14 protein-coding genes and 2 pseudogenes are annotated in these 12368 nt (G+C 40.4%); 11 read left to right on the top strand and 5 right to left on the bottom strand.

All coding sequences use genetic code 11. The annotated features are described in order from the left end of the window. Positions 1–191 precede the first annotated feature (191 nt). The 9 genes and pseudogenes from JCM19033_RS21760 to fabF all read left to right on the top strand — a co-directional run bounded on the left by JCM19033_RS21760 (position 192) and on the right by fabF (position 5167). On the top strand, positions 192–269 hold the full coding sequence (locus JCM19033_RS21760) for a YjcZ family sporulation protein (protein WP_083465225.1): 78 nt from the start codon (positions 192–194) through the stop codon (positions 267–269). A 35-nt stretch (positions 270–304) separates the two neighbouring features. Next, entirely contained in the window at positions 305–538 is a 234-nt protein-coding gene (locus tag JCM19033_RS00920; protein WP_054634943.1) for a hypothetical protein, read from the top strand. A 94-nt stretch (positions 539–632) separates the two neighbouring features. Next, a complete protein-coding gene (locus JCM19033_RS00915; RefSeq protein ID WP_269757899.1) occupies positions 633–1082 on the top strand; it encodes a spore coat protein in 450 nt (149 codons plus the stop codon). A 166-nt stretch (positions 1083–1248) separates the two neighbouring features. Further along, positions 1249–1398 carry a hypothetical protein gene (locus tag JCM19033_RS23015; protein WP_157049682.1) on the top strand — a complete coding sequence of 50 codons (150 nt, stop codon included), beginning with the start codon at positions 1249–1251 and terminating at the stop codon, positions 1396–1398. 81 nt (positions 1399–1479) lie between these two features. Next, positions 1480–1647, top strand: a complete 168-nt coding sequence (locus JCM19033_RS24010; protein ID WP_198153380.1) for a hypothetical protein — start codon at positions 1480–1482, stop codon at positions 1645–1647. Positions 1648–1765: 118 nt separating this feature from the next. Beyond that, complete coding sequence (locus tag JCM19033_RS00910) at positions 1766–1957, top strand: ComZ family protein (RefSeq protein WP_054634942.1); 192 nt, start codon at positions 1766–1768, stop codon at positions 1955–1957. A gap of 353 nt (positions 1958–2310) precedes the next feature. Continuing rightward, positions 2311–2577, top strand: coding sequence for a hypothetical protein (locus tag JCM19033_RS00905; RefSeq protein WP_054634941.1), 267 nt, complete (start codon positions 2311–2313; stop codon positions 2575–2577). 210 nt (positions 2578–2787) lie between these two features. Next, a complete protein-coding gene (locus JCM19033_RS00900; protein ID WP_054634940.1) occupies positions 2788–3723 on the top strand; it encodes a beta-ketoacyl-ACP synthase III in 936 nt (311 codons plus the stop codon). A gap of 200 nt (positions 3724–3923) precedes the next feature. Next, positions 3924–5167: pseudogene (gene fabF, locus JCM19033_RS00895) on the top strand (beta-ketoacyl-ACP synthase II). Between the two features lie 505 nt (positions 5168–5672). On the opposite strand, the gene JCM19033_RS00890 reads toward fabF, so the two are convergent. The 4 genes from JCM19033_RS00890 to JCM19033_RS00875 all read right to left on the bottom strand — a co-directional run bounded on the left by JCM19033_RS00890 (position 5673) and on the right by JCM19033_RS00875 (position 9735). Beyond that, positions 5673–6635, bottom strand: coding sequence for an LCP family protein (locus tag JCM19033_RS00890; RefSeq protein WP_054634939.1), 963 nt, complete (start codon positions 6633–6635; stop codon positions 5673–5675). 176 nt (positions 6636–6811) lie between these two features. Further along, positions 6812–7477, bottom strand: a complete 666-nt coding sequence (locus JCM19033_RS00885) for a hypothetical protein (protein WP_054634938.1) — start codon at positions 7475–7477, stop codon at positions 6812–6814. Positions 7478–7503: 26 nt separating this feature from the next. Then, positions 7504–9234, bottom strand: coding sequence for a CBS domain-containing protein (locus JCM19033_RS00880; RefSeq protein WP_054634937.1), 1731 nt, complete (start codon positions 9232–9234; stop codon positions 7504–7506). A 219-nt stretch (positions 9235–9453) separates the two neighbouring features. Continuing rightward, positions 9454–9735: a hypothetical protein gene (locus JCM19033_RS00875; RefSeq protein ID WP_054634936.1), complete on the bottom strand. Its 282-nt coding sequence runs from the start codon at positions 9733–9735 to the stop codon at positions 9454–9456. Between the two features lie 227 nt (positions 9736–9962). Here JCM19033_RS00875 and JCM19033_RS00870 point away from each other — a divergent pair, with 227 nt between their 5' ends. Together JCM19033_RS00870 and JCM19033_RS00865 are read left to right on the top strand one after the other, a co-directional pair. Next, positions 9963–10184 carry a hypothetical protein gene (locus tag JCM19033_RS00870; protein ID WP_054634935.1) on the top strand — a complete coding sequence of 74 codons (222 nt, stop codon included), beginning with the start codon at positions 9963–9965 and terminating at the stop codon, positions 10182–10184. Between the two features lie 95 nt (positions 10185–10279). Continuing rightward, entirely contained in the window at positions 10280–11032 is a 753-nt protein-coding gene (locus tag JCM19033_RS00865; protein WP_054634934.1) for a YjbA family protein, read from the top strand. Positions 11033–11376: 344 nt separating this feature from the next. On the opposite strand, the pseudogene trpS reads toward JCM19033_RS00865, so the two are convergent. Then, positions 11377–12367, bottom strand: a pseudogene (trpS, locus tag JCM19033_RS00860) (tryptophan--tRNA ligase). Between the last annotated feature and the right edge of the window lies 1 nt (position 12368).

Genomic DNA, 12368 nt, shown 5'->3' with positions numbered 1-12368 from the left:
CTTGAATTGCCTGTAGATTTAGATCTGAGGCAAAGTAGTTCCCGATCAACACCCTTCATCATATAGCATTGTATTTAGCTGTGACTGGAAAAGTCATGGCTATTTCTGTTGTTAATCTAGTTGGCAGTCCAACCTTTTTTTGGATTTTTACATAGAGTATAGCAACCCATGCAATAAAGGAGGTTTATGCGATGTATGCCGGCTATGGATTTCCACTTCTAGTGGTGCTGTTTATCCTGCTGATCATTATCGGTGCAGCTTATTGTTAAAAAGCATCTAAGCCTGTGAAAGGAGGGGGAGACACTTGGAAAGCTATCAAAAACTTATGGAAGTTCTAGTGAAGAAAACAATGGAGAAATATAATATCGAACCCGAGAAAATAAATCTTTCTAATGAAGAAAAAAACGAGCTTAGAAATGTAGTTACAGGTTTACAAAAAGAGGTGGATGAATTCCTTAAAAAGCAAGTAGTTGTTAGTGAGAAAGAGGAAGAAAAAGGCGATAAAAAGCCTCAAAACCTTAAAAAAAGAAAAAAATAAACGAATAACCTAAGGTCTTTGTCCAAACTTTCAGTAAAAAGCCTCATAAGATGAAAATGAAGATAAACAAGGAGGTGTTTTCGTTGAGTTGCAAATGCAGAGCATGCAGAATAAAAGATACAAAAGGACTGAATGGAGAGCATTAGATGATGTTAAGCATCCGCTAGCGAAAGATGATGCGACCCAAAGCGGTCAATTTGATAATAAAACAATTCAGCTTTCTGATGAGTGTATACTGGTAAAGGATTCAGCTGATGTAACAATCCGTACTACAGATACAAAAGCAGCAGTCAGCCTGCAAGCAGGTATCCAGGCTGCGATTATCTTGATCATTTCAATTGCAATAGGTGACGATGCAGAGGTGCCAGAATTCACGCAGGAGCTTATCCAAAAAGTAAAAACAAAACAGTTAAATTATCAAAAAACTATTGTTGAAAATTCAAGAGGTGTAGATATTAGAACGACTGACACACAAGTAGCGGTAAATATCCAGTTAATGCTTCAACTGTTATTGGCCATTGCCGTAATTGTTGACATCCTTTAAAAGATAAGTAGGTTGTTCCCCCTGTACCAAAGTGCAGACTCGGGGGAACAGCTTTTTATTTGCATGAGTTGAGAAACTATCAAAATGGAGGAGTGTTACAGAACAATCTCGGAGGCGGGGATAAATATTCATTCTGATGCGTATGATGAAAAGAGGAGGCGATCATATGTCTTTTGAAGAATACAAAGCTTTAAAAGAACAATCAGAAAGTAACCTGACTCTGCATGGGGTAAAAAGGCTTGAAGAGTTAGCCCAGCACTACGAGGAGTCTGGGGCAAACTTTTTTCCTTATTTCCCAGAAAAAGAAGAAAGCTGATAATTTATACTTTCTTACGTGTTCTCTCGTGATAGTATGAAATAAAACAAAGATACTGGAGTTGACGTAGGAGGGTTGGACGTGGCAATAAGACACTTGCTTCTTGGCGCTTTCATTTTTTGTGCCGTTGCTTTGTTTTCATTTTTACTGCTTTTTCAAGGACTTGGCTTAAACGAAACAATTTCTGTGCTGGCAGCCTTGCTCCTCGCTTTTGCAGCTGAATGGGTCTACAGAAAAAACACTCAATGAAAAAACGAAATTAATTTGTGTACATAGCCCTAATGATTTAATGAACTCTCTTGACGATTAAGAGAGATAATGCTTGAATAAAGTTTGAGGCAACCATTTCAGTAAATGAGGTGACATCATGGATCAAGAACTTAATATGAAATTTATGCAAATCGCAATGGCTCACGTGCAAGAAGGAAGAGGTCTTCTTGAAAGTAAGGGAATTGAGCTGGATATGCATGATCTCCAGCCAGCACTTGAATTGTTAATGAGTGTTATGGGAGAAGCATATGAATTAGGATATGAAGATGGAAAGAAAGAAAGAGAATAAAAACTGCTCCCTTTGGTTCTGACGCCAGAGGGTTTTTAAATCGCAATAGTTTTTGTATCGATTATTTCCTTCAGCCTTATAATCTGCGTTCAGCAAAGGAATGAGGACGGTACAACAAATTCTTCGTCCTAATGTTATCTCTGTTAGCAAGACACTGGAATGCAAGTGAAATGAGATGGAGCACAGAGATTCTTGCATGTACATTTGAAAAATCTTTTTTCCTTCTCTCGAAAATCTGCACAATAAACGTATGAATACACGAAAGCGTATTGTTTTATTAGTTGGTTTCCTATCACAGAAGAAGGGCATATGGCATAGAATACGTTGTGACAATGCGAGAGGGAGGAAGTTTCATGTATCAATATGTTCCTTATCGAAGCAGCAGTGAGTCTCAGCGATACTTTCCGGTTCTGCCATTTTTAGCAGGCTTAGCAGTCAGTCCGTTAATCTTTGGAGGTTATGGTGGGGGGTACGGAGGCTACGCCCATCCTATGGACCAATTTATGGTCCTCATTACGGTCCTTCATTCGGCCCATCCTATGGACCGCAGTTTGGCCCGGTATATGGTAGCTACGGGTCAAGTCCATTTTATTAATAAGGGAAGATCAAGAAGCTGTTGAAGCAAGTATCACAGCTTCTTTTTTTATGTACATATCTCTTTTGTCTCAATCCCTTTATCACACCAAGCTTTGCTTGCTAGACAAGAAATGAGAAATCCTCTAAAATTAAAACCAGGTCATAATAATTAGTGATAATAATAGCAGCTGTAAAATAATAAAAAATAAGGAACAAAACCAGCAAGCTGTAGGAAAGAATTAGGGGGGATAGATATGAGGCAAGCCGGAATCTTAGGTATAGGAAGCTTTACTGAGGGACGAGAAATAACTAATAAAGAGTTTGAGAAAGTTCTAGATACAAACGATGAATGGATTAAAACGAGAACTGGGATCGAAAGAAGAGTATTTGCCCACGATGATATAGATACATCTGACATGTGTTACCACGCAGCCGTAGAAGCTTTGGAGGATGCAGATCTTCCGGCAGAAAAACTTGATTTGATCCTTGTAGCAACCGTAACACCTGATTACCCGTTTCCGTCTGTTTCTGCGTTGATTCAAGAAAGGCTCGGAGCAAAGAATGCATCAGCGATGGATGTAAGTGCTGCGTGTGCAGGCTTCATATACGGAATGGCAACCGGGCAGCAGTTTATACAAACAGGTGCTTATGAGAATGTGCTTGTTATTGGTGCTGAAAAGCTTTCTAAGGTTGTTGACATGCAGGATAGAAACACAGCTGTCTTATTTGGTGACGGGGCAGGTGCAGCCATCCTGGGACCGGTATCAGAAGGACGGGGAATCCTTTCATTTGACCTTGGTGCTGATGGGGCTGGTGCCATGCACATTTACCAGGATCCTTACCTTACTATGAATGGAAGAGAAGTATTTAAATTTGCCGTAAGACAGATGGGTGAGTCATCTATGAAGGTCGTTGAAAAAGCCGGTCTTACAAAGGATGATGTGGACTTTCTTATTCCTCATCAGGCAAACATAAGAATAATGGAAGCCGCCCGCCAGCGACTGGACCTGCCGGAAGAAAAAATGTCCGTAACCGTTAAAAAATACGGGAATACATCTTCATCTTCTATTCCAATTGCTCTGGTTGAAGAAGTGAAAAATGGTAAAATAAAAGAAGATGATCTGGTTGTGATGGTAGGTTTTGGTTCCGGGCTTGTCTGGGGAGCCATGGCCATCCGCTGGGGAAAATAATAAAGTGTAGAAGAATACTCGGTAACGCGGTCTGACTTTTTGGTTTCTCCATGTAAAGGAGGGACAAAAGTCTGGGGTTACAAGGCAGCGGGAGTGTTTGAAAACCGTGTTTACTGCAACCATGATTACATGAAAAGTAACCAGATATTTTTGAAGCAATTTACTTTTAATTTGCCACTACGTAAAGGAGAGAGAAAAGAATGAGCGATACCCCTCGTGTAGTGATTACTGGAATGGGAACTGTTAATCCAATGGGTAATGATTTAGAAACAACATGGGAAAACATTACAGCTGGTAAATCAGGTGTCGGAGAATTAACTCGTTTGGACAAAAATGATTTTCCAATGAAAATAGCAGCCGAAGTAAAAGACTTTGATCCAAGTGATTTCATGGATAAGAAAGAAGCGAGAAAGATGGACCGATTCACTCAGTTTGCTGTTGCTTCTTCTCAGATGGCTCTAAAAGATGCCAACCTTGAAATTACAGAGGAAATTGCAGAAAGAACAGGCGTATGGATTGGCTCAGGCATTGGCGGCATGGAAACATATGAACAGCAGTTCAGGCTTTTTCAAAAAAGGGATACCGCAGAGTCAGCCCGTTTTTTGTGCCAATGATGATACCAGATATGGCTTCTGGACAAGTATCCATTGTGACAGGGGCCAAAGGAATTAATTCTTGTACAGTAACTGCGTGCGCTTCTGGGACGAACTCCATTGGAGATGCATTTAAGGTTATTCAGCGTGGTGATGCTGATATTATGATCACAGGCGGTGCAGAAGCGCCAATTACAAGCATGGCTGTTGCTGGGTTTAGTACAGCGAAAGCCATAACCACAAGCGAGGATGCAGAAACTGCCTCCCGTCCGTTTGATAAGGACCGCAGTGGATTTGTCATGGGAGAAGGAGCAGGCATAGTCATCCTGGAGTCGTTAGAGTCCGCCCAAAAGCGGGGAGCACAAATTTATGCAGAAATCATCGGCTATGGGGCCACGGGAGATGCATACCATATTACGGCTCCTGCTCCGGAAGGAGAGGGCGGTGCCCGGGCAATGACTCAGGCAATTAAAGATTCAGGCTTAAAACCAGAGCAATTCCAATATATGAATGCTCATGGAACCAGTACTCCTTATAATGATAAATTTGAAACTATGGCCCTTAAACAAGTGTTTGGCGACCACGCCTATAACCTTGCAGTCAGCTCTACCAAGTCAATGACCGGGCATCTTTTAGGAGCAGCCGGCGGCATAGAAGCTATTTTTACGATTAAAGCAATTAAAGACGGAATTATCCCTCCAACAATTAATTATGACACACCAGATCCTGATTGTGATTTGGATTATGTGCCTAATGAAAGCCGTAAGCAGGACATAGAGGCTGCACTTAGTAACTCTTTAGGCTTTGGCGGCCACAATGCTACAATTGCATTTAAACGCTTTGAAGAGTAGCTTGACTAAAGCCTTAAGAAAAAGCCGGGACAATACCCAGCTGAATAGAAGGGCCTTCACCGTCGGTGAGGGCCCTTACTTATATTATAATTCTGTTGGTTGATTGTTAAAAATACACTCGCTTGAATCTTAAGGATAAGGACGACATCAGTTTAAACTTCCTTTCATTCGCACCGGCTGTCCGTCCTATCATCCAAAAATGATGATGAAGCTGATCCTTTGGCTTAAACACAATCCACTCTTTCTCGAAGAAAGGGGAGGGCAAGCAGCTTGTTGCATGATTGATGATGAGAAAATCTTCATTGGGCACGAAGGTCCACGCCACAGGCTGTCTATGGGAAGCGTAAGATCGACGGGGATCCAGTCTTAGGATTCCTGTAGGCTAATCTGCGCACCGCCCAGCCGGATAACCAAACAGGTTTGAATTCAAAAATAAGGCTCTAATTATCAAAAAAGATAATCGGAGCCTTATTTACTTAGGTGAGCCAGTTCTGTCCCACCATCCTTAGTCTTCTTTAAAAAAATCTTCGATAGCTCGTTCATTTGTTGTTTGGTCCCACGTAATGACATCTCCTGCATGACTATATGTTTCATACTGGTAGGTATTCTCAAGGGGAAACACTCCTGTTTCAAGTTCCGTGTAAGGAGTATGAACTAAATTATTTACCCAGCTGAACATAGAAGAAGTGGACATGTTTGTTTCGCTGCGGTTACGCAGTAAATTTACCAAAGTTGAAATCTCTTCTTTGTTCGGTAATGTAAGTGTTACTTGAAACAATGTCCTTTCTATTTCCTCTCGTATCTTATTACGGCTATAGCTGTTCTCTTTCCCTTGAAGAGTATGAAGAAGCATAACTGTCTGACTGCCATCCAAGGTATCAGGCAGATCTTGTCCAACATCTAAGTAAGGCAGAGGGTCATCCAGCAATCTGATATTAGAGGTGATGCGTGATTCCATTTCTTTTGTATTAAAACCTTGTGGCACAAGAAAATCGATCAAGTCTGCCATTCCTTTTGGCGGAAATAAAGCATAATAAGTAATGTTTACTCCAAAATGGTCTTCTATGGTTTCTATTAAAAGTTCAATACCGCCATATGAATATGCCAATTTCAATTTATGGTCAGGACCTCCGGGGATGGAAACATAACTGTCTTCTAATAGTAGTGCATGCCGTAATTTTTCTTCCTTCTGTGAGTAATTGGCTAGAGATATCGTCTGAGGGGTTACATGATCATCATCCTCTTTGCCAAGCCCAACAAATAGAACAATTTCCTCGTTCCCGGAAGGAGGGTCTGCAAGAGCCGTACTATTTGCTTGATTTGCAAAGCCTTTATGGTCCATTTGTTCGTTTTGAGTAAAGCTTTGGAAATAAAAGGTAAAAATAATTGCAAGAATCAAGAGGCTGACTGAGCTAAGGAAGAAGACCGGTTTAAATATGAATAGTTTCTTCTTGTCTTCGCTTTCCAAAATATTAACCTCCCTTACATCCACACTAGATTATAGCAGATTACAACTATTTATGTAGAGGAGATTTTAATTTTATTCTTTTAAGAATGTTGTCTTTTCCAATGTTTATCGACTAAAGGAAAAGCCCTGATGAGGAACCACCAGGGCTGGATGACATTCCCTATTTATCTTTGGATTTACTTCCGGCGGGAAAGTTCTTTAGCGTAGGAAAGAGCTTCTGATTTGTTTGTAATGAAGCCATCAAAATAGGCTTTCTCAGCTTGGAATAGGAGATCTCGAAAAAGAGGCCCAGGTTGAAGACCTAATCCTTTTAAATCATTTCCGTCCAGAAGCTTTGGAAGAGAGGATCTTTTGATTATATATTCCTTTATCAATTCTGAGGATATTTTTTTCTCTTTTACGGTAAAGAAGGAATAGGCAAAAAATAAGGCATCGTTTGTAAAAGAAAAAAATTCATCATGAATTTCTCCAAGTGAATAAGGTGAAAAACGAGTTTCTTTTTCAAGCAGAGTAACCGCTTCTTCAAGGATTTGATTATAGTGGCGGTTAGCTGCATAGGTTTGTGCACGAAGCAAATTTTCTTTGTCAGCTGAAAACAGGGCCATAAGACACATAAACCATTTATTTTGTGCAGAAAGGAGTTCCTTATACTCTTTAAAACAGAATTCAATTGTATGAAGCAATGCTTTGGTTTCTTCTGTGCAGTCTGCACCCGGAAGAAAGTGTTTCAGTACATCAAGCTCCTTCAACCTTGGAACAGCTTGTACAGGGTTTACTTGCCTGAGCAGAATTTTAATTTCATTTGCAATTCTGTCCTTGGAGAGGGAGGAGACCGCTGACACCGAATGTCGTGCAAATTTTTCTGTCTCTATGTCAAATCGAAACCCAAAACGGATCTCAAAGCGAATTCCCCGTAAAATCCGGTTGGGTCTTCAATGAAGCTTAAGTTGTGAAGGACTTTAAGTCGTTTGTTTTTAATATCCTCTAGACCGTTATAAAAGTCGATCAACTGCCCGAAGTTTCCTTCGTTAAGCTCAATGGCCATGGCGTTAATGGTAAAATCCCTGCGGTACAAATCTTCTTTCAGGTTGGATAACTGTACTTCCGGAAGAGCTCCGGGAAAATTATAGTATTCGGTTCTGGAGCTTGTAATATCGATTTTGAACCCTTTTGGCAACGTAATTACAGCCGTACCAAAAGATTCATGTTTTTTAAGTTCCCCTTTTACTTGTGAAGAGAGCTTCTCTGCAAAGGAAATTCCGTTTCCTTCTACTACGATATCTACATCATAATTAGGACGTCCCATGATCAGATCTCTTACAATTCCACCGATCATATATACTTTAAGTTCCAAGGCATCTGCGAGATGGCTTACTTCTTCGAGGAAATCAAAGATCTCTTCTGGCAGATGATCATTCATTTCTTTGGCTAAATTGCGCTCTTCTTCTAATGCATGTTGAAGCTCCTTGCTGTGTAGAACTTCGATGACATTTGTACGAGAAACAATTCCTACAACCTTTTCATCGTCTACTACGGGGAGTCTCCCTACATTATGGCGGATCATGATCTCCTGGATTTCTTCGAGAGTCGTTTTGGGTCCAATGGATAGTGGGTTTGTGCTCATATATCCTTTCACTGGAGCATGTCCAAGACCATGATGAGTGGCTTTATCTATGTCTCTCCTTGAAATGATGCCGATAAGCTTATCATTTTCACCCATAACAGGAAAGCCAGTATGGCCAAAACGAAACATCATTTGTTTCACTTCTTCTACTTTCATGTCAGGAGGAATAGATTTCACAGGACTTGACATCATCACGTCTGCCGTTATGGCAGGCTTAACCGTTATGTTCAAATTAGAGACAAGGTCATCTCTAAGGCTTTTAAGCTCAGGGTTCTTCACAGAAGCTGAAGCCGCCTTTTCGTGGCCGCCACCGCCAAATCGATTGATGAGAGGCAGAACGTCAATTCGGCTGGTTGAAGAGCGGGCCACAATAAACGCTTTGTTTCCCATCTTAGAAACAGCAAATACAGCATCAGTCCCCGTTGTTTGCAAAAGCTTGGTTACAACCGTTGATAAGCCTCCCACAAAGTTTTCCTGTTCGTGCCACGTCACCATCATCGTTAAACCTTGGAAGTGATACTCTTTTCCGTTGGAGAGAAGCTCATGCAGCAATTCCTGCTGGTTATATGAAAGACCTTGCTCTGAAAAACGATTGACCAGCTCGAGGTTTAACCCTTGTTCCATCAAATAAACGGCTGTTTTCATGTCGCGAATGGTGGTAGTAGAATAAGACAATGATCCTGTATCAGTATAAAGGCCAAGTCCAAACAAAGTAGCTTCAAAATCCGTGATAGAAACCTCTTGCCTTTGAATTTCCTCCAGAAGGAGGGTGACAGCTGCTCCAGTCTGTTCAAGAACTGATGTATCGCCTTTTATGTCGCCTTCTTTAGAAGGATGATGATCAAAAACAGTAATATAGGGCTCATTACATTCTTTTAAAAAGGAACCTATTCTGTTAGGTGAAGCTGTGTCAACAATAATGAGGTGAGTAACGTCCTCCCAGGAAATATCTTTTGCTTTATAAAAATCAAACATATCACGGTATATGGCCAGAAAGCTTCAACCGGAGGGATTTGTTTATCGCTCAAGACAAGCATGGCATCGGGATACAGTTTTTTTGCTGCTATCATGCTCGCAAGGGCATCAAAATCTAAATTAGTATGTGATACAATAACTTCCATTTTTTCCTCCTCTGACACTGTCAATGGCAATTCTACTTGTTCTGCGTATGTAGATGTAGAATGTATATTTCCCTTATTCCTGCTTTTTTAACGTCGTGATGAAAGCGTGAAATTCTTTTAATGAAAGAGAAAGAATAGCTTCTACGTTATTTTGTTCGGGAGGAACTTCCACTTGATCAAAATACTTCATGATTTCTTCAATTTGGTCTTTTTGTTCCTTATACAGTCGCAGAGAAGTGAAACTAGTTTCAATTCCTAAGTGAGAAGCTCTGGCGTTTAAGTCAGTAATCAGGGCATCGAATTCTTTTACTTTGTTATAGTATTGCTGAAGCTGGCGTTCGCGATTTGTGGACATCCTTAATTCTCCTAACTCCCTTAAGTTAGTTACATTTTAGTTGAACCATAGAACAGCTGTAAACGAAAAAGAGAGCCTTTGCTGTGTGTTATAGATGAATAATGGGTGTACTTCAAAATGTTGGGATTTTTTGAAGGGGAATAATACGAACGTGGCGAAAGGTTAAGAAAATATGATAGAAGCAAATTTGCTTTAGAGGAATGATTCCATAAGTAAAGGAGAGGAGAATGCTTGTAAGATTCTTTGTTTTACTAGTAGGTTTTGGATTATCAGTGGCGGGCGGGATCAGTCTTCTGGCGTATATGAATTACATGGCAGCAGGATATACCTTTTATTCGTATGTGGAATTCATCGTGCACCGAATTGAATTCTATATTTTTGTTCTCGGCCTTCTTTTTATCGCTGTCAGCATTTATTTTCCACAAAGAATGCGAGGGAACAAAGAATAAAAGAAAAGTTCAGACATAGCAAGGTTATGGAATAAATTGGGTTGCCTCTGACTATACTGTGGGTACAAAGCGCTTAGAGTTAGGAGGCTGAAGGTATGGTCCAGGTAAGAGATGTTTGGATTAATTGGTTTGAAGGAGAAGAAAACGGGTACAATGTCTGTCCTTTTCATGAATGGCGAAGCGAAGATCGTGTGGAAGTGCTTGATCAGGCTGTGGTGGTCAAGGTAACAGAACGGTTGTTTAATTACATTGAAAATCGACTCGAAGACTTGCCTGATACTCTGTTGAAGGACGTGTACCAAAAAAGTTCTTTAAGAAAAAATATGTCCCGGGTCACTCTGGATTACTGTTTTATCGCTTGCGATGGGACAAGAATTATAGCCGTGGATACATTAGGATATAACACACCAATACGCAAAAGCCGACTCACCCCAAGACAGGAACAAATCATTTATGATCTGCTGGCTGAAGAAAATGAAAAAGAATACGATATTACCGAGGAAATGCCGGAAAAGGAATATCACATATTATCTCCACACCCACAGTATATGGAAGGATTAACGAGAAAAGAACGTCAATTGAAACAACTTTTGTTTATGGCTGTTGACCAGCTTTATACAACCGGCAACGAAGCTGAAATTCGTTACTGGTACACGGAATGGAAACCAACGAGCTATCCGGTGATTCAAACGATGGATAAGGACGAAGTTTGGCATGCATTGTATGAAGAAATCCAAACAGGCTGGACAAGCCGCCACTACGAACTTTGTGAAGCGATGATTAAAGGTCAGCCCTTTTTTGAAAAGCTGTGGGATATGCAGCATGAAGAGAGCATTAAGAAAAATTAAACGGACAGACCCCCTGTCATCACCCTTATGCTTTGAATCTAATATGTGAACGTTTAGGATTCACATTTACAGGTGTTAGATTCTTTTTTATAATAGAAGTTGGAATGAATAGATTTGATGGCAGGGAGGTTTTGAGATGGACGGGTTAGCTTATTTGGTTATGCAGATCTTAACCGTCGTATATGCAGTAGGGACCATCGCACTTGCATTATTAGTTGGTAAAGTTTGGAAAAAGAGAAACGGCTATTAATACTTATTGATACTTATTTTTTGAAAAATAAGAGGAAAAAAGAGAACTCTGTTCCGTCAACAGAGTTCTCTTTTTTCATTTCCGGTTATTTATGCTATCTTCTTTTTCGGCCAAGTCCCATTGCTCGCTCTGCTTTGGCTAACGTCTTAAAGGCTTTTCTATTGGCTCTTTCTGCCCCTTCGTCAAGTATGTTATCAAGTTCCTGGGAATCAATGAGTTCATTATATCTTTCTTGGATAGGACGCAGGATTTCAATAACAACTTCCCCAACCTCCTGCTTGAAATCACCATACCCTTTGCCAGCATATCTGCTTTCAATCTCCTCCAGACTTTCTCCGGTTCCTAAAGACAAAATCGACATCAGATTAGATACTCCAGGTTTTTCTTCACGGTTAAAGCGGATCTCGTTTTCAGAATCAGTTACGGCACTTTTTAATTTTTTTCATAATTGTTTTTTCATCATCGAGCATAGATATAAATGCTTTTTGGTTTTCGTCTGATTTACTCATTTTCTTCACAGGATTCTGTAAAGACATGATTCTTGCGCCTACCTTAGGAATTTGTACTTCTGGAATTGAAAAAATATCATTATATTTCCGGTTAAATCTTTCAGCAAGGTTCCGGGTAAGTTCCAAGTGCTGCTTTTGGTCCTCGCCAACTGGTACAATATCTGTCTGGTACAGAAGAATGTCTGCTGCCATCAAAGGAGGATATGTTAATAACGCAGAGGAGACAGCTTCTTTTCCTTCCGACTTATCTTTAAATTGCGTCATCCTTTCAAGTTCACCAATGTAAGATACACATTGCATAATCCAGGCAAGCTGCGCGTGAGCAGGAACCTCAGATTGAATAAATAATGTAGATTTTTGTGGATCAATGCCTACCGCTAAGTATAGAGCAGCGAGGCTTTTTATATTTTTACGGAGGGTTATTTTATCCTGAGGCACGGTAATCGCATGCTGGTCAACGATACAAAAAAAGCACTCATTATCCTCCTGCATATCTACAAAGTGCTTCATGGCACCCAGATAATTGCCGAGAGTCAATGTTCCGCTCGGCTGTATGCCAGAAAATACTGTTTTCATG

The organism is Thalassobacillus sp. C254, assembly GCF_001310615.1.
This window is presented reverse-complemented; position numbering and strand designations above follow the sequence as displayed.